The 18,741-nt window shown below is 62.6% G+C and carries 14 protein-coding genes; all 14 read left to right on the forward strand.

Features of this window, described 5'->3' with window-relative positions; genetic code table 11:
• Window positions 1-357 precede the first annotated feature (357 nt).
• The 14 genes from VK92_RS00430 to VK92_RS00490 all read left to right on the forward strand — a co-directional run bounded on the left by VK92_RS00430 (window position 358) and on the right by VK92_RS00490 (window position 18,159).
• Window positions 358-945 carry a tetratricopeptide repeat protein gene (locus VK92_RS00430; RefSeq protein ID WP_021160569.1) on the forward strand — a complete coding sequence of 196 codons (588 nt, stop codon included), beginning with the start codon at window positions 358-360 and terminating at the stop codon, window positions 943-945.
• Between the two features lie 120 nt (window positions 946-1,065).
• Window positions 1,066-1,893, forward strand: a complete 828-nt coding sequence (locus VK92_RS00435) for a hypothetical protein (RefSeq protein WP_021160568.1) — start codon at window positions 1,066-1,068, stop codon at window positions 1,891-1,893.
• 123 nt (window positions 1,894-2,016) lie between these two features.
• Window positions 2,017-3,048 (forward strand): hypothetical protein, encoded by a 1,032-nt coding sequence (locus tag VK92_RS00440; protein ID WP_048021456.1) that lies wholly within the window; start codon window positions 2,017-2,019, stop codon window positions 3,046-3,048.
• 364 nt (window positions 3,049-3,412) lie between these two features.
• Window positions 3,413-6,496, forward strand: coding sequence for a hybrid sensor histidine kinase/response regulator (locus tag VK92_RS00445; protein WP_048021457.1), 3,084 nt, complete (start codon window positions 3,413-3,415; stop codon window positions 6,494-6,496).
• 100 nt (window positions 6,497-6,596) lie between these two features.
• On the forward strand, window positions 6,597-6,794 hold the full coding sequence (locus VK92_RS00450; protein WP_021160564.1) for a hypothetical protein: 198 nt from the start codon (window positions 6,597-6,599) through the stop codon (window positions 6,792-6,794).
• 399 nt (window positions 6,795-7,193) lie between these two features.
• Window positions 7,194-7,859: a response regulator gene (locus VK92_RS00455; RefSeq protein ID WP_048021458.1), complete on the forward strand. Its 666-nt coding sequence runs from the start codon at window positions 7,194-7,196 to the stop codon at window positions 7,857-7,859.
• A gap of 174 nt (window positions 7,860-8,033) precedes the next feature.
• The gene (locus tag VK92_RS00460) at window positions 8,034-11,075 is read left to right on the forward strand and encodes an ATP-binding protein (protein WP_048021460.1); all 3,042 of its coding nucleotides are present in this window, start codon (window positions 8,034-8,036) and stop codon (window positions 11,073-11,075) included.
• A 332-nt stretch (window positions 11,076-11,407) separates the two neighbouring features.
• Window positions 11,408-12,088 (forward strand): CS1 type fimbrial major subunit, encoded by a 681-nt coding sequence (locus tag VK92_RS00465; RefSeq protein ID WP_331457504.1) that lies wholly within the window; start codon window positions 11,408-11,410, stop codon window positions 12,086-12,088.
• 237 nt (window positions 12,089-12,325) lie between these two features.
• Window positions 12,326-14,455: a TcfC E-set like domain-containing protein gene (locus tag VK92_RS00470; protein ID WP_048021569.1), complete on the forward strand. Its 2,130-nt coding sequence runs from the start codon at window positions 12,326-12,328 to the stop codon at window positions 14,453-14,455.
• Window positions 14,456-14,484: 29 nt separating this feature from the next.
• Window positions 14,485-15,165, forward strand: a complete 681-nt coding sequence (locus VK92_RS00475; RefSeq protein WP_156187216.1) for a pilus assembly protein — start codon at window positions 14,485-14,487, stop codon at window positions 15,163-15,165.
• The gene (locus VK92_RS00480) at window positions 15,156-15,635 is read left to right on the forward strand and encodes a hypothetical protein (RefSeq protein ID WP_048021465.1); all 480 of its coding nucleotides are present in this window, start codon (window positions 15,156-15,158) and stop codon (window positions 15,633-15,635) included. The genes VK92_RS00475 and VK92_RS00480 overlap by 10 nt, the downstream gene beginning before the upstream one ends.
• Window positions 15,636-15,729: 94 nt before the next feature.
• Window positions 15,730-16,752: a hypothetical protein gene (locus tag VK92_RS41400; RefSeq protein WP_131723275.1), complete on the forward strand. Its 1,023-nt coding sequence runs from the start codon at window positions 15,730-15,732 to the stop codon at window positions 16,750-16,752.
• Between the two features lie 7 nt (window positions 16,753-16,759).
• The gene (locus VK92_RS00485) at window positions 16,760-17,308 is read left to right on the forward strand and encodes a hypothetical protein (protein WP_048021467.1); all 549 of its coding nucleotides are present in this window, start codon (window positions 16,760-16,762) and stop codon (window positions 17,306-17,308) included.
• Window positions 17,309-17,484: 176 nt separating this feature from the next.
• A complete protein-coding gene (locus VK92_RS00490; protein WP_048021469.1) occupies window positions 17,485-18,159 on the forward strand; it encodes a hypothetical protein in 675 nt (224 codons plus the stop codon).
• Window positions 18,160-18,741: the final 582 nt, after the last annotated feature.

The following is an 18,741-nucleotide window of genomic DNA, read 5'->3' on the forward strand; positions in this document are numbered from 1 at the left end:
CGATGGGGTCTCCAGGGGTTTTTGGCGAGGGAGAGCATATCAAAACTGACGTGACACGCAAACTTTGAAAAAGCGAATCACCTTGACATGCTATTTTTCTCCATTATTATTGCTCACCACGTCACCTTTGTTTGTCGCGTCATGTTTGGAGATCGCAGCCGGCAACAGCCGGTACAACGAAAAGCGACAACAATGAAGCGGTGACTGAACGATTCGAAGAGAGAACCTGAGAGAGCCTTGGAGTGCGTGTCGGCGTCGACGGATTGTATCCGTTGCGCCGCGCGCCGCCGGGTGCGAGCTCACGGGGGTGAAAAGCTCGAAGAATTGCGGCGCCAATAAAACTTGAGGAAAGTACCAATGTTCCGCCGTCTACTCGCACCGGGGCTGCTGTTGCTATTGGCCGCGTGCGCGCAGGATCCGTCCGTCACTGGCAACACGGTGCGGATCTGCGACGACACAGGCTGTTCTGACCGTCCTAAAGATCAGGTGTCCTATCAGAAAAAGGACGATTCGGAAGACCGGGAAGATCCGCGCATCGCCGCGCTGAAGCAGACCGCGAAGACCCAGCCGAAGGCCGCCTACGACCTCGGCCTGCGCTATTTCCGCGGCGACGGCGTGCGCCAGGACAGCTACCAGGCCCTCAAGTGGATGCGCGAGGCCGCGGAGCGTGGCGACCTGCAGGCGCAGAAGGCGCTCGGCAGTTTCTACCTGTTCGGCCTCGAGGAAATGGGCTCCGATGCGCGCGAAGCGGAGAAGTGGCTGTCGATCGCAGCCGCCCGCGGCGACAAGGAGTCGAAGAAGCTGCTCGACCTTGCACGCAAGGCCAAGAAGGAAGACGAAGAAGACTGGAAATGGCGCACGCAATGGCGTGACGTCTATTACGGCTACTGGTACTCGGGCTATCCGTACTACGGCGTCTGGCAGCAGACGTACTGGTACTACTGACCGGGCCTGAAGCAACGGGGGCAGCAGCGGGGAGACCACCATCGCGCGCCAGCCGGGGGGCTTATCGAAGTTCGCACGAACACATAAGCCGAACAACGACTCTAATCGATCGACAACGACATGAAGACCAACCTTTCCCAACGTCTCACTCAAGGTGCGCTGGTTGCAGCGCTTTGCGCGTCCGTGGCGGGCTGCGGCGGCGTCGTGACGCCCGGCGGTCAGAACGCGGGCGTGACCGGTGCCGCCGCGGGCGGCACGAGCGCCGGCGCCGACACGGGGCTGCAGCGCTGCGCGTCGCCGCTCGGCACGATCGCCGTCGACGACGGCCGCAATGCCGACTGGTGGGGCCCGTTCGGCAGCGCGACCAAGATGACGACGATCGACCCGCTGCTGCGCCTGGCCGTCCAGCAGTCGAACTGCTTCGTGATCACGTCGATCGGCAACCAGAAGAGCGACGCGCGCCTGTCGCGCATCACGCAGCTGCAGCGCAACTCGGGCGAATACCGCGCGGGCTCGAAGCAGCAGAAGGGCCAGCGTGTCGCGGCCGACTACTACATGGAACCGCAGATCGTCATCAACGATTCGCCGATCGGCGGCATCGGCAGCATGATCGGCGGGCTGATCGGCAACAGCGCGGTGGCGGCGGTGGCCGGCCACCTGCAGACGAAGGCATCGGTCGTCACGCTGACGCTGTTCGACGTGCGCTCGGCCGTGCAGATCGCGGCATCGGAAGGCAGCTCGACGGCGACCAACTACGGTGCCGCGCTGGGCGGCTTCGGCGGCGGCGTGGGCGGTGCGCTCGCGGGCTTCTCGTCGACGCCGGAAGGCAAGGCGACCGTCGTCGCGTTCATCGACGCGTACAACAAGATGGTCGTCGCACTGCGCAGCTACAAGGCGCAGGACGTCAAGGGCGGCCTCGGCCGCGGTGGCCAGCTCCAGGTCAACTGACGTCCAGGGCCGGCGGTGCGCCGCCGGCCGGTTTCCGCTTCGCAATCGTCCGTGCGTGCGGCGTGAGCCGCGCGCGCCGGCTTCGTTCGTCCTGTGTGTCCCGTTCGTTTCGAGGTGATTCCGATGAAAGCCGTTGCATTGATCGCATTGACCTGTCTCGCGCTGACCGCCTGCGGCGGCGACGACAATTCATCACCTGCGTCGTCCGGCGGCGGATCGGGCACGAGCAACAACGGCGGCACCGGTGGGACGGGTTCCGGCGGAACGGGAAGCGGCGGTAGCGGCGGCTCGGGTGGGTCGGGCGGCTCCGGCGGCTCAGGCAGCGGCACGCTGACGCTGCGCTACGACGCGCAGCCGACCGCGGCGGACCAGGCGAGCTTCCTGACGCTGCTCAACAGCGAAGGCGCGAAGGGCTACCGCTACCTGGGCGACTACTACTACGCCCCGTCCGACGGCGGCTCGCGCTCGATCTTCGTGAACGACGGCACCGTGCAGACCTACACGTACCAGTTGCAATCCGCGCCGGGCGACTGGACGACCTTCCTCAACCAGGCCAACACGCAGGGCACGAACGGCTATCGCTACGAAGGGCCGCTCACGTACGGCTACCTGTATCGCAAGGATGGCGGTTCGTCGGCCACCTATACGTATACGACGACCGGCCTGCCGGCCGACCCGAACGCGTTCCTCACGCAGGCGAACGGCCAGGGCCAGTCGGGCTACTGGTTCCTGGGCCCGATGGTGATCGGCTCGGTGCAGTCGAACGTGTACATGAAGAACAACGCGTCGAGCGCAACCTACACGTACGATGCGCTCACGCCGACGACGAGCGTTAGCGACTTCATCGCGCAGGCCAACAGCGAAGGTGCGAAGGGTTATCGCGCGAAGGGCGCGATGGTGTTCGGCAGCACGATCTCGTGGGTCTACGTGAAGGACCAGACGCAGTCGCCGACCTTCACGTACCAGTCGGCCGCGATCCAGTCGAGCGGCGCCAGCTTCGTCCAGCAGTCGAACACGTTCGGCGCGCAGGGTACCGCGTATCTGAGCGATCTCGCGCTCGGCGCCCCCACGCCGGTGATGGCGTCGTTCTATTTCAAGCCGGCGAACTGCACGGGGTTCCTGTGCACGACGCTCAACCCGCTCACGCAGAACTGACCTGCCGTCGTTCGACGGCCGCCGAAGTGCCTCGCCGCCTGAGCGGCGCTTCCGTGGGGGTATGCCGCTTGATGGCCCGCCCCCGCCTTTTTCCTCGCCTCATCTTCCTCCCGGTTGCGCGTCGCATGTTCCGACGTGCAGCTGGGATGCGTCCTAACGCCGCTTTTTCCCGCATCGAATTTCGGTCAAGTTCTAAATATCTGCTCAATAGAATTTGACGTGTACGAAACAGTTCATTTGGGGTGGACGCTCCCATACCCGTTTGGCATCGTCGGAATTCATTCCATCTTTTCCATGGTGAATTCCGGCCAGGCGTCGCACTTCGAATCGGCATCGTTCGAGGGCGCGACCCTCGTCGCGCGTCATGCCGCAGAGTCCGCTTCAATCCCTCCGCCGCTATCTGAGCATCTCGGTGTTCGGTGGCGGCATCGTCGTTACCATCCTGGTCCTGATCGCATGCGGTCTCGGGATGACGGCGATCGTCTCGGGGCATGTTGAGGGCGAGCGGCGCAATTACCTGAACGGGCTGGAGCAGACGCTCAACGAGATCCAGGTGAGCGAAACCTCGTTCCGCAACGGCGTCGCGAATGCGCAGCTGATCTGGCGCGAGGCCGATAGCGCGCCGGAATCGGTCGTCGATGCCTTCTTCGGCGACGACCAGCGCGTCGCGATCCGGCCGCATCCGTCGCTCGTGCTCGGCGTGCCGGGGCAGACCGGCGATCGCATCGAGGTGGCGCGCTACCTGTCGCTGTCGGTGCTGCTGGCGCGCATCTGCGCGGCGAGCTCGATCAATCGCGGGCGCACGCTGGAGGGCTACCACTACAGCACGCGCACGGGCATGTTCGGGCTGGTGCCGAACCGGAACCGCGACGATCCCGCGCTGGTGTCGCCTGACGATCGCGCACGCGTGCTGGACGCGCTGCGCATCGATTTCGAGCGCGCGTATCCGGGTGTCGTCGATAGCCGTCCGCACGTGCGCTGGCTCGCGCCCTTCATCGATCCCGTGTCGGGGCAGCCGCGCATCCGGATCGCGGCCGAAGCGCACGACAACGGTAAAACGTTTGCCGTGCTCGTCACCGAATATCCGCCCGAGTACCTGCTGTCATGGCTGGCCGACTATCGGCCCGACGGCGTGTTCACCATCGCGACGGCCGACGGCCGGCTCGTCGCGATGGATCCCGCCGTGGGCGACGCCGGCCGCGCGGCGCGCCTGCTGGAACTGGCCCGGTGGCGTGGCGGCGGCCCGTCGGGTTCGCCGGTGTTCCGCGACGGCTTCCTGATGTTTCACGGCAAGCTCGAATCGACGGGCTGGACGTTCACGTATGCGTTGTCGTGGGCCGACGTTGCGGCCGGCGTCGCGCATTCGGCGGGCACGCTGGCGGCGGCGACGCTGCTGACACTCACCGTCATGTGGGTGTTGCTGCTGCGCTTTCACCGGCGCGAATTCGCGCCGCTCTATGCGCGCTCGCAGCGCGTGTTCGACAGCGAGGCGCTGTGCCGCAGCGTGATCGAGATGGCGCCGATCGGCCTTGGGCTGATCGCGCGCGACGACGGGCGCTGCATGCTGGCGAGTCCCGCGCTCAGGGAGATGGTCGCCCGCAACGGCGGCGATCATCGCGAGCTGTCGAACCAGATCGCCACCGCGTGGCAGGCGCACGTCGCGAGCGGTGGCGCGGGCCGTGTGCTGCACGACGATCTCGTGATCGGCAGCGGCGAAGCCGCGCACCTGCATCTCGAATTCATCGCGTGCGGCGCACGCTATCAGGGCGCGGACGTGCTGATCGCCGCGGTCACCGATACCACCGCGAAGCACCAGCTGATGCAGAAGCTCGAAGAGGCCGTGCGCGCGGCCGATTCGGCCAATGCCGCGAAATCGTCGTTCCTCGCGGCGACGAGCCACGAGATCCGCACGCCGCTGAACGTGATCCTCGGCAACCTCGAACTGCTCGAACGCTCGGCGCTCGATGCGGTCCAGCACGGCCGCATCGGCACGTTGCGCACGTCGGCGACGAGCCTGCTCGCGCTCGTCAACGACATTCTCGATTTCTCGAAGATCGAGGCCGGCGCGATGCAGGTCGAGTCGATCGAGTTCGACGTGATCGCGACGGTCGCACGCGAGCTGAGCGCGTTCGCGCCGATCGCGAAGGCGAAGGGCCTGCAGCTGTTCTGCGAAATCGACGCGGCCGATACGCAGCGGGTGCGCGGTGATCCGACGCGATTCGCGCAGGTGCTCGGCAACCTGCTGAACAACGCGATCAAGTTTACGAGCACGGGCCGCGTGACGGTGCGCGTGGCCGTCGTTGCGGACGGCCACGGCGCGCCGGTGCTGTCGGTCGCGGTCGAGGATACCGGCATCGGCATTGCCGACGAGCATCGGCGCAAGCTGTTCAAGGCGTTCACGCAGGTCGATACGTCGATCACGCGGCGCTATGGCGGCACGGGGCTCGGGCTCGCGCTGTGCGACCGCCTCGTCGCGGCGATGGGCGGCAGCATCGGCGTGGAGAGCGAGCCGGGTGTCGGCAGTCGCTTCACGATCCGTCTGCCGCTCGGCACGAAAGTCGCGATGCTCGGCCGGCCGCACGGCGTGCGCGCGCATGCATGTGCGCTGACGCTCGTTGCCGCGCATCGCGAATGGCGCGAATTCGCGTTGCCGCACCTGCATGCATGGGGGTTCGACGTCGACGTGTACGACACCCTGTCGAGCCTGCCGGGCGATCTGGCAGGCCCGGTCGTGCTGCTCGGCGATCCCGACACCTGGTCGCACGCCGAACTGGGCAACCTGCGCGGCTGTGCGCCCCTGATCCTCGCCACGCGCGATGGCCCGCTCGAACCGCACCGCGCAAGCGGCACGGTGCGCGTATCGAGTTATTCGCTCGGCGGCCTGCGCGCCGCGCTGTCGTGTTGCGCGTCGTGTCGCGGTGAAAGCGCGATTGCCGCTTCATCCGGTGGCGAACTTGCGCTTGTCGCCATGCCCGGCCGGCGGCGCGCCGGGATGACGCGGCCACAGCCCTCCATCGCTCGTGCGCCGCGCGTGCTGGTCGCTCGCGACGAAGCCGTCGACGGGTCGATTTTCCGCGAGCAACTGCATGCACTCGGCTGCACGGTGGCCGAGGTCGGGTCCGGGCGCGCGGTGCTCGAATCGCTGGCCGGCGGCGACTGGGACGTGCTGCTGATCGGCGCCGATCTTCCCGATCTGCGTGCGCACGAGCTGGCGGAAGCCGCGCGCGACCAAGGTGCCGCGTGCGACGTACTGGTCATCACGTCGCACGTGTCGCCCGATGGCATGCGCCGCTACCTGTCGGCAGGCGTGCGGCGCGTCCTGACGAAACCCGTGACGCTCGCGCACCTGCGCGGTGCGCTTGCATCCGTGTGGCAGCGGGGTGGTGCTGCGCCCGAAAACGTGACGAGCGGGCCGGTCGATCGCGAGGTGGCACTGCATGGCAAGTAACCGGCAACACGGAATCCAGCAACGCATGTCCGACATAACAGAGGCAGAGTGCCTGCGCCGGTCGCAGTGCACATTTCAAATCACACTGGAGGGGAAGACCATGCGTCACCTGGGGAAGATATTCGCATTGCTGATCGAATTCGCGGCGCTGTCCGAGCGGTCGCGCAAGGAATTTCTGACGATAATGAACGAGTATCTGCTGATGTCGCCGACTCAGAGACGGCGCGCGATCAACGATTGGAAAATGCGCCAGGAAGGTGCGCGGCATGACGAACCCGGCGAGTCGGTGCACCGATAGTGCGTGGTGGCGGGGCGGTACGTAGCGGGATCTCCCCGCGCCCGTCCGCCGAGACGCCCTCCGTATGATGGCGGCAGGCGGTGAGGACCCGCACGGGCCAGCCGCTTGCAGGTGCCGCCTCTGGCACGTACGGGCGCGCCGCGTAGCCGATTTCCCCGGTGACGCGTGTTCGATCCCTCAAACTGCGCGACGCGGCCATCGCAGCCCGTTCGCCAGTTGGCGCGCAGGATGCGCGATGCATCGACCGCCCGACCGGCAACCGCGGCCGGATTTATCTTAAAATTAGGTCACTATTGTCCGGCGGCCGTATGTAGCTGACGATCGGCCGACGGCGCGAGGATGCGAGCGTTGCGTCGTGCGCCGGATGCGTGACGGGAAGCCTCGGGGAGAAACAGGAGCATGGACGAATTTTCAGTGCGCGTGATGGTGGCGGATGATCATCCGGCGTCGGCGCTCGGGATGTCGCAGGCGATGCAAGGCAACAGCACGATCAAGCTGGTGGGCGCCGTTTCGAACTCGACGGATCTGGTCACGGCGCTCGATGCGCAGCCGAGCGACGTGCTCGTGCTCGACTACGTGATGCCAGGCGGCAAGTACGGCGATGGCCTCGTGCTGCTGTCGTTCCTGCAGCGTCGTTACCCCGCGCTGCGTATCGTGACGATCACGATGATCGACAACCCGAGCGTGCTGCGCGCGATCCAGAAGCAGGGCGTGCACTGCATCCTCAGCAAGTCGGATGCGCTGTCGCACCTGATCGGCGCCGTGCACGCGGCCTATGTCGGCGCGAACTACATGTCGCCGTTCGTGAAGCAACTGCTTCAGGATGGCGATGCGATGCCCGTCGCGCGCGCGCTGACGACGCGCGAGATCGAGGTGGTCCGGCTCTTCGGCGCCGGCTACACGGTGGGCGAGATCGCCACGCAGCTGCATCGCAGCAAGCAGACCATCAGTTCCCAGAAGTCGAGCGCGATGAAGAAGCTGGGGATCGTTCGCGACGCGGACCTGATCCGGTATGCGGACGAAGGCGACGTGCAGGATCCGGGCGGCCCGGACGCGCGTGATTGACGTGAGCACACGGCTCGGCGCGGGCCGCGGGCGGACGTGGCGCGCGCCTGGCGCGGCGCCGATGCCGTTCCGGCTCGCGGGTTCGACGTGTGACGGTCGCACGCGAGGCGAGCGGATGCGAGCCCGGACGCATGCCGGCGCTTGTCCGACGAAAGCGAAACCCCAGCGAATCGTATGCCTGAAAAACTGAAAAGGCTTGCCGCGCAGGCTGCCGCCGTCGGCCGAAAGCCGTTCGATCCGGGCCGGGTCCGGCGTCAGCAGCAGGCATTGCTGTACGGTGGCGGCGCGGCGATGACCGTGTTCATCGTGCTGTGCGCGCTGCTCGTCGTGCGGCTTGCCATCGGCGACTACGTTGCGCAAATGCGCTCGACGTTTCAGCAAGAAGCCGCACAGATGGTAGGCGAGGTGCAGATGTCGCGGGTGTTGCTGGCGCGTCTCGTCGACAACGTGACGCAGGCCAACCGGCTTCCCGGCGTCGTGCCGCCGGACGTCGTGCAGCGGCTGACTGATGACGGCGGCCGGCTGAGCTGGCCCGATCGCTACGGAAAACCCGGAATCGCGGTGTTTTCCGATGTCGCGCCGGGCAACGGGGCAGGCGCGCGCGCCGACGCGATCGGTACGCTCTACCGGTTCGGCGAATCCGCCTACTCGCCGTCGCCGCTTGCCGCTGCGCCGAATTTCACCGCCTACGTGATCGGCGCGCGCAGCGACTTCCTGATGTTGATCGGCGGCGAACTGGTTGCGCGGGCCCCTGCGCGGCTGGCCGCGTCCGACCTGAAAGCGCTGACGCGCCGGCTCGAGCCGACGGATGCCGACGACGGCATCGTCATCGAGACGCGTGACGATCCGCTGCTTGGCAGGCCCGTCACCCGATTCGCACAACTTTTGCGCGATGCGGACGGAAAGCCGTTCGCGTGGATCGTCCTCAACGGCCGTCCCGAGTTCGACCGGATCATGACGCCGTCGACGCCCGACGTCGAGAACGTGCTCGTCGACACGAACGCGCATATCGTGTTCGGCCGGCCGCACGACGGCAGGCTCGTCGGGGACACACTTCAGCGCGTCCTGAATCGCAGCCCCATTCCGGTTATCCCGTATCGCACCGGCGGCCGGTTCGTACTCGGCGATCGCCTGGCCGACACCGACCTCGTGCTGATCAAGAGCTACACATGGCGAAGCGTGGCGCTCGCCAATGCGACGCGCATCGGTTTCACATGCGTGCTGACGCTGTTCGGCATCGCGGTGCTGTGGACCGCGATCGTGCTGTTCGACCGGCGCGCGTTGCGCCCCGCGAACCGGCGCGCAATGCGCCTGATCGAAAGCGAGGCACTCAACCGGACGCTGATTCGCACGGCACCGGCCGGCCTCGCGCTGCTGTCGCTCGCCGACGGCGACGCGATCGTGCGCAACGACGCGATGGCCGCGTACGACAAGGCTGTGTCGGGCGCGCCGCTCGGCAAGCGGCTGTGGCAGGTCTATCGCGACGCGGTGTGCGACGGCGGTGCGCGCAGGCTCGTCACGCACGAATTCGCGATCGAGCGCGAGGAACACGGTTTTGCGTATCTCGATGCGCACATGGTGCGCGCCAAGTATCGCGGCATCGACGTGCTGCTGTGCACGCTGATCGACATCACCGCGCGCAAGGAAGTGGAGGCGACGCTGCGCGATGCGCGCGCGGCGGCCGAGCAGGCGAACAAGGCGAAATCGACGTTCCTCGCGACGATGAGCCACGAGATCCGTACGCCGCTCAACGCGATCATCGGCAATCTCGAACTGATGGCGCGTGCGTCGCTGCCGTTGGTCGAGCGGCGGCGCCTGAAGACGGTTGCATCGTCGTCGGACGTGTTGCTGCGCGTGATCAACGACGTGCTCGACCTGTCGAAGGCCGAGTCGAACCAGATGGTGCTCGAACATATTCCGTTCGATCTGCGCCGGATTCTGAACGACGTGACGGCAATGTTTCGGCCGCTCGCGGATGCGAAACACCTCGAACTCGTATGCTGTATTGCGCCGGAGCTGGCCGACGGCTACGTGGGCGACCCGACGCGGCTGCGTCAACTGGTGTCGAACCTCGTCAGCAACGCGATCAAGTTCACGAAGCGTGGCAGCGTGACGATCGATGCGCGGCTCGCGACGGGCGGCGAGGCTGGGCAGCGGGTTGAGATCGTCGTTCGCGACACGGGTGTCGGCATTCCCGAGGACAGCCTGCCGACGCTGTTCGACGTCTATATCCAGGCCGATGCATCGATTTATCGCCGCTTCGGCGGCACCGGGCTCGGGTTGCCGCTGTGCCGACGCATCGTTGCGTTGATGGGCGGTGAACTGAGCGTCGACAGCCGGCTGGGCGAAGGCTCGACGTTCGTTGCCGGGTTGCCGCTGACTGCAGCGCCGCACGGGTGGCGGGTCGATACGCCGGAACTGCCGGCGTTCGTGGATGCGGTGCGTGGGTACGGGGCGACGTCTGAATCCGATGAAGCATTCGACGCGGCGGCGGACACCGAAACGCATGTGTCGTCGGCCGGCGACGAAGAAGAACCGTTGCGCGTGCTCGTCGCCGAGGATCATCCGGCGAGCCGCGCTTTGCTGCACGACCAGCTCGACGCGCTGCACTACGATGCGACGATCGTGTCCAACGGCGTCGAAGCGATGCGCGCGTTTTTCGAGCATCCGTTCGACGTCGTGCTGACGGATCTCGGCATGCCCGAGCTGGACGGGTTCGCGCTGGCGAATTTTCTGCGGGAGCAGGGTTCGACAGTGCCGGTGATCGCGATGACCGCACATGCCACCGACGAGGACCGCCGACGCTGCGAACGGGCTGGCGCGGTGGAGGTCGTGCTGAAGCCGTTGTCGATCGGCGCGCTCGAAGCGGTGCTGCGGCGGCACGGCGGGAGGCGGGTGGCGGTGAGTGATGACGCGCGTGCGCCGGCGCATGACGTGCCGCTTGCGGTGACCGACGAGATGCAGCAGAGATTGCGCGAGGCGACGCTGCGTTCGCTGGCGGTGATCGAAGCGGCACTGCCGAAAAACGATATCGAATCGATCAAGGTCGAGTTGCATTCGATGCGGGGCGGATTTGCGCTTGCCTGCGATACCGTGGCGCGGGATGCCTGTGCGCAGGCCGAACGCGTGTTGCTTCACGACGGTTCGGATGCACTTGGACTGGCGTGGCCTGAGTGCAGGGCGGTGATTGCAGCTGCGTTGATGCGCTTGAGCTGAACGGGATTCGCGGAGTCCGGCAAGCACATCTGATCGATGCACGCTACGCAGCGGCGAGTCTGCCGAAGCAACGCGAATAGCGGCGTCATCTCCTCAGGCGTCGCGCGATCCGTCGAAACGACAGATCGCACTTGACCGTCCCCGACGCGTGAGTCGAGCGCCCGCGTCGACCGGGCGCCTCTTCCTTTTGCGCGTGCGGCAAAGCTTGCAGCGTGTCTTCCCGAATCATTTCCAGCATGTGCTGTCGCTTGCATGAAGCATGCGATGACACACAAGTGTCAGATTGATTTGACAATCAACGGTTTGAGTTTTCCGAAAGAGAATATTCGTACATGTACGAGTATTTCTCGAATGTTTATAAAAATCGTCCTATTCATCGTATGGCGGTGCTCTTGGAAAATAGCGTCAGTGGAAATGATCTTCCACCTAACGCGTGCCGGTTCAATACGGCATTTCATTTTCAAAACTCGTTAAAAAGAGAGCATCAGATGAAACTCAGCAAACTCGTTCTGGCACTGGGCATGACCACGGCACTGTTCGGCATGGCACATACGGCTCAAGCCGAGTCCGTGTCGAAGAAGATCACGCTGACCGCGCAAATCAACGACGGCATCTTCGTGTCGAAGCCGGACGGTTCGACGTGGTATGGCACGGAAGAACTCGAAGCCACCGATTACACCCAGGCGAAGTTCTCCAAGACGCTGCCGGTCCGCGTGTGGACGAAGAATGCCGATTTCAACGTTTCGCTGGCATCGGCGCTGAAGATGTCGAACGGCCACTACGAAATGAAGAACGCAAAGGTCCAGCTGACCAGCCAGGCGGGCGACCATGACATCACGACCGGCGTCCAGAAGGTCACGCAAACCGTTGCTGGCAACGGCGGCTTCGACGAAATCCACAGCCTGAAGATCAACGTGGATGCGCCGACGCAAGCTGGCACCCAGAGCACCAACGGCAGCTACAGCGGCGATCTCATCATGGTGTTCGAACCGGCCGCAGCGACCGCGCCGTAAATCACCTCACCAGGTTGACGGGAAGCCCCGCATCAGGGGGCTTCCTCTTCAGCGCAGTGACAGGAAGCAAGCGCGTGTCCATCCGTCCAACTCCTCGATAAGAAAAACGTGTTAGCCGATAAAGTTCCTTTCCGATTCAACAAGCTGTGGCTGGGTGCGTTTCTTTTTGTTTCGTCGCATTCATTCGCAGAGCTTAAGGTTTCGTACGGAGTGCCGGAAGGGTTCGGTGCGGCCGAGATGGACGATAGCGCAAATTATGTCGCGACGTTCAACGGCCGTACTTTGCCCGACTTCATCGGTTTCTCGCAAGCGGATGGCGCACTGACTTTCGATGAGAGCAAGTTCGAGGAAAACGGCATTCCGGCGGAGGATGTCTCGACGATCAAGCGTGTCGTTTCACAACTGGATTACAAGCGTTGCAGCAAGGGCTGCGACGTGGAGATCGATGGTTATCACGTGACCGTCGACAAAATGAAGCGATCGATCTCGATTCGTGATGCGAAAGAGGACTACATTGCGCCGCAGACGAACCTGGGCATCGTCAACAATCAATCGATCGATTTGCGCGCCGGATCCGATGGGTATCGCGCGGCAAACGTCAGCGCCAATACATGGGTCGGGCTGCCGTCGCAGAGCTTCGGTTATGTGAGCTGGTACGCGAACCAGACCAGCTCGCGCGGCTACAGCGGTGGCGACCGCGGCGTGTCTTCGTACTATCTGCAGAAGAACTTCGCCAGCACCTACGTGCGCATGGGTAAGCAGAACAGCATCGACTACTCGGCGGGCTCCGTCAGCACGATGCTGTCGCCGAGCTTCGATCAGTTCGTGACGGTCGGCAGTCAGGCGAACTTGCAGGTGAACAACAATGTCGGCTCGCTGATTCTCTATGCGACGGCCGAAGGGAATTACGAGTTCTATCGCAACGGTCGCCTGATCTTCAAACGGCCGGCCGCGATCGGACGCAATGAAATCAGTTTTGCCGATTTGCCTGGTGGCTACTATCCGCTCGAGGTCCGGCTGGTCGACCGAAACGGTAATGTGGTGAGCAGTGAGCGCCGTGAAATCAACAACCTGAATTTCAACGCGACGGGTGGCAATGCCTGGCATTTCACGGCCGGCAAGGAAATGGGCAGCGGCAGCTACTTGCTCGAGGCCGGGGTGAGCCGGAACCTCAAGCAGTTCTACCTGAACGCGTCTGCGCTTGCAGGCGAGGGCGGCAAATGGGCGGGGGAAGTCAATATCACGCGCCCGACGCAGATTGCCGACATCGATATTCAACCGACGCTTGGTTTACTGGCCGGGGAGCGAGGCGTCGGTGGCTACGTGAACATCTCGATGGCCAGCGAAGCGCTTGGCAGTCTGTCGGTGAGCCGCTACCAGAGCACCGACGTGTCGCGCTTCTATACCGGACGACCGAGCACGAGCGTGTCCTATAGCCGCAGCCTGCGCAAGGTGATGCTCGGCTACAACTATATGCAGTCGATGGGCGGCCCGTCGCATCAGGCGGAAGTCCGCTGGAACTATCGTCCGAACGGCTTGTGGGCCACGTTTGCGCTTGGCGTGCAGAAAGGCGGTTACCAGAGCGGTAGCGGCGGCTATGGCGTGTACTTCAACACGACAATGACCCTGGACAAGGTTCAGGGGACGGTCAATGTCGCGCATGTGGGTGGTCAGACACAGCTGAGCGGGGACGTCCGGAAGGACTTCGTGGACAGCTTCGGCACGTCGACTATTGGCGCCACGGCCAACCGGGTCGGCAGCAATTATGGCGTCAACCTTTACGGTACGCGCTCCGGCACGCGTGGCGACGCATCGCTGAATCTTGGCACCAGCAACGCGGGCAGCAACGTCGACTTCAACTACCGCGGCATGGTTGCGGCAAGCAAGGATGGCGTGGCATTCGGGCGCTACAGTTCGAGCGGAAGCGCATTGCTGCTGAGGACACCGAAAATTGACGGCATGAAGTATGGCTTCAGCGTCGAAGGTAGCCCGGTTGCCGGAAACGGAACTTACGCGGTGCCGCTCAATGCATACAGAGATGTGCCGTTCGCACGCGTGTTTGGCAATAGCGACAATCTCGACATGAACATCGAGGTGCCGGCAAACATCATGCGCGCCCATCCGGGGCAAGTGTATTCGGCCAAGGCGCGGGTCGACATCAACATGATCTATAGCGGATTCATGATCGATGAAAATGGCCAGCCCGTCAGCGGAAAGATTGTCGAAACGGACGATACGGTGCATCGGAATGGATTGTTCTCGATCGTCAGCAAGAAGATGCTGGGGATCGTTACCGTCGAAGGAGAAGGGCGCCGGTTGACGTGCGATCTGAAGGACGCAAAGGGCAGCAATTTCCTTTGCAAATAACGTCCGGAGAATATCGGAGAGGAAAAGCGATGAAACGTTATACCCCATTTTCACTGTTGTTCGGTCTGGTGATGGCAGTCGTCCAATCCGCTCATGCGGAAGGCGAACTGATGGTCATGCCGGCCACGACGAAGGTCTTCAACGCACACGAACAGACCGTGACCGTGAAGAACATGGGCGATGCGCCGTTGTACCTGAACATCACCGTTCAGAAGGTGACGAATCCGGGTGCGATACCGGAGAAGAAGGTGGATCTCGGCGATGTCGCGCATCCCGGCATGCTGGCCAGCCCCGACAAGCTGACGCTCGGCCCGAGCCAGACACGGTCGATCGTCCTGAAGTCGTTGTCGGAACCGGAGCGGGAGGAACTCTATCGGCTCTACATCCTGCCGGTCCGATCGCTGAAGGTCGACGACGTGCCGGTGGACAAGATCACCGCGCCGATGTCGGTGGCGATCGGGTATGGCGTGCTGGTGCGACACATGCCGGCGCCGGGCAAGCAGGTGACGGGCTGGACGCATCGGTGCGAAGGCGGCGGGTTGACGCTGGAAAACACGGGGAATGTGCGCCAGCTCTTTACCCAGGTCGTTTATGACAAGGTCAAGGGGCCGCAGACATTGGCTGTCTTTCCAGGCACGCCGCAGCATTTTGCGACGAAGCGCATGTCGATGAATGTCGACGACAAGCCGACGGAACTCGTATGTCCGTGATGAAAACCGGGCTGCGTGGTGCCGTGGCCCTGCTGGCCGCGCTGACGTGCGCATCCAGCATGGCCGCCGGCGTCCTGAAGTTGTCGCGTGTGGAACTGACGCTGGAACCCGGCAAACCGGCAGGCGAGTTGTACGTCGAAAACGTCGGAGATGCGCCGCTATATCTGAACGTCGAACAGCATTGGGTGGCGAACCCGGGCGAGTCCCCGGAGCGTCTCGTTCCGGTGACGGAGGTCGAACGGCCCGGGTTGTTGATTCAGCCGAGTCGGCTCGTGCTCGCGCCGGGGCAGAAATATCAGATGGTCATGAAGAAATTCGATACGCCGCCCCAAACGCAGGTATGGCGAGTCACCTTTCGGCCGACGGAACGCATCGTGGTGTCCAACGATATGCAGGGCAGCCGGGCGGCCCCCCTGTCGATCAGCATCGGCTACGGAGTCGTGATTTATCAGCGGGGCGACGCGGGTTGATAGCAGTGCGGATCTTTCCGGTTTGTGAGCCGTTGTCGGGTATCGGTTGAATTCTCGGCGAATTCGCGAGATCGGTCTTCTCGATGAAATTAAATTGAGCAAATTTTATACAGGCGACATGATGCGAAGAATGTTGACGCAGCGGGCATTAAGTTTATTGTGTTGCAACGTGCTCCTATTATCTCTTTTGTTTGTGGCGGAAGGCGCAAAGGCTTTTACGCTTATCACATCGGACGTTCTGTGGAGCTATAAATCGTGCTCGTGGACGAACAATGGAGATGGAACGAGTAAGATTAATGTCAGCATGGAATTCAAGACGGCCCCTGATAAAATTGGTTTGGGTATTTGGACGGCGCGTGGGATATTGATTTATACGTATGATGAAAATGGGAAGATCTTGCCAAGCAGCAGGGCTGCAAAGTCGATCACGCTGAATGGTGTGTCGTCAGATCAGATATACAGAGGTGATGACTATTTTATCTACTATGGTTTGAAGGGCGACTGGAAAAAGCAGTCATACCTCGTCGCTGAAGTAGAGGTCATTATCGATAACTCGGTTATCGCCAAGTGGCCGGGTATCGGGGTTCGTGCTGGAGCATACACCACTAAAGCGGACGTCGGCGAAGTGACGGGGGCTGCCTATTTGAGCAAAATGGGCACCAGCAAGTGCGACCTCCTGGAGCCGACCTTGCCGCCGCCGCCACCGCCGGCCGCCATTACGGTCGATGTGGCTGCGCCGGACTGGAATCTCGGCGAATTGCCGCGGGGTGAAGGCGAAAAGACGCTTTCAGGTTTGACTGAACAACTCTGTTTCACTTATTCGGGTGTGAACAGTTCTCGTCAGTTCGTTATTGATGCGAAAGGCGAGAATGGAACCTCGGGCGGAACCTTTTTCTTGAAAAACGTCACCAATGCGGCGCAAAAGATCCCGTATAAGGTGACGCTGGATAGTGGTGTTGATAAATTCACCGTTCCAAATGGGAGTGGTAGTCCTGTCTCGTTAAATAACGGCAACAGAACATGTTTTGTTCCGACCTTCAAGACATCGGTTGGGATGAGTGTCGATGTCGGGAATTATTCTGACATATTGACGTTTACTATTGTTACAAAAACCTAGGGGCGAGATGAGAAAGCGACTTTTTAAGCTGATGCTGATCGGACTCGTGGCGTTGCCGGTGCTGGCGTCTGCTCAGATCATACTGGTTAACGGTAAGACGACGAGCAAGGTAACCGCAAGCGTTACGCGTGCGAACAACCTGATCGTGACCGATGATAAGGGCGGGTGGTTCGGAAACGGGCTGGAAATGCAGCAGCTCGGTGGCTGGGAAACGGCGTATGACGTGCAGGCACGGCTGCGCGTCGATTCAACCACCGGAAGATTTCGTGTCCGCATGGATCAGCCGCTGCAAATCGTGAATCAGGCAAAGCCGACGCTTGCGTTTCGGACCCCGACCGTCAGCCTGGGCGCCGAAGGCGCCGCGCTTTCGCAGTTGAGCGTGGATCAGGGTGTCGAATTCCAGAACCCGGCCCCGCCTGAACCGAATGCGGATTCCAGGGGGTACTACACGCTTCTCGTTTCGGCATTTCCGCCGGCGGGAGATTTCAAGAGTACCGTCGGCACATACACGGGCACCCTGTCCTTGACCTTCGAGCCGATCATCACCAAGCAGTGAGGGTATTCGTTTCCGGTCGTAGTGGATGAACGGTCCATCTGTTGCGGGCGGCGGTGTGCGTACAGTTCGGCGAGTCCCTGATCCGCCGATCGGGGCCGCCGAGTCGCAAGTGGTGAAGCGAGTTCCACAGCAGTCTCGGCAATTTCCTTCCAACGCCAATTGATCGATATTCAGATATGAGTTCCAGTTTTTGTACTGCCAGGTTTCGAGCGATGGCCTGTGTCGTAGGCGGGCTCCTTTCCGGGTCGAGCCTTGCGGCGATCGACGTGCTGCCGAAAGAGGTCGAGATAGACAAGGACGCGACGATCGTGCAACTCGTCAATAACGGTATGCGTCCCGAGTACGTGAACATTTCCTTGTCGCGCCTGCTCAATCCCGGCGTACCGTTGGCCGATGAAAAGGTCGAGCCGATTGTGAATGCGAGCAAGCCGTCGCTGTACGCGTATCCGTTCAAGCTGAGTCTCGCGCCCGGGCAAGCGAAGAACATCGTATTGAAGCCGTTGCGTTCGGTTGAAGCGGAGACGGTGTATCGGCTCAACGTCACGCCCGTGATCGAGGCGTCGACCGAGGGGGAACAGAAGACTGCGGGCAACATTATCGTCAACCTCGGATTCAGCGTACTTGTCCGTCAATTGCCGGCGAGCGGACGCGCGAAACTGTCGGTCACGTGTGATGCATCGGGCGCACATCTCACTGCCACGGGCAATGTTCGCTATCGCGTGAAGGCGGCGAAAGTGGATGGGCGAAAACTCGATAACTTCAATGTCTATCCGGGCGTGCCGCAGGCCTTGCCGGGCCATGTCGTCGAGATTCCGGAACATTCGGCTTGCAGGGCGGGTGTTTCGGGTTGAGGGTAGGGCCTCGATCGTATCGGCATATGAATCGAACCGGTTTCGACAAATCGATGCCTTTCGAGATCGTCATGCGTCAACCGACCACACGACCCGCTTCCTTGCGCAGGCTGCGCGACGAAATTGCCGCTCAACGTTGAGCGGCTGTTGTTCGTTCCCTCTCGCCCTCCAATTGGACTGGCCCTGACTTGTATGGCTGGGGCTGGTATCAAGACCGTCGAAATACTCCTTTCGAGATCATCCGTTACACCTGGCAACTCAACTGAGTGGCCTTGTTACCTCTGCGCTTGTCTCGAAGGCTTCTCGATCCCTCTCACGTGCCGGCCGGCGGAATGTGGCCACACAAGGCTCGGGCACGCTGCGTGCTTAGCTGCCCTGGTCGCCCAGCGAGGTTTAACTGACCGGGATGCCGAGCCCGCAACGGTGAGCCGCGTAGGGGCTCCGTCGCAGCCAGACGCTCGATTGCACCCGTGCGATGGTGTTGCTTATCGGCTCAGGTCGGTCGCATGCCAACGAGCGATACGGGGCGCCTTGAGGGCAATCCTCCGATGAACTGGCTGGGAACGCTCGTCGCCCGTTGGT

The organism is Burkholderia sp. LK4 (assembly GCF_001043615.1).
Classification (GTDB): domain Bacteria; phylum Pseudomonadota; class Gammaproteobacteria; order Burkholderiales; family Burkholderiaceae; genus Burkholderia; species Burkholderia cepacia.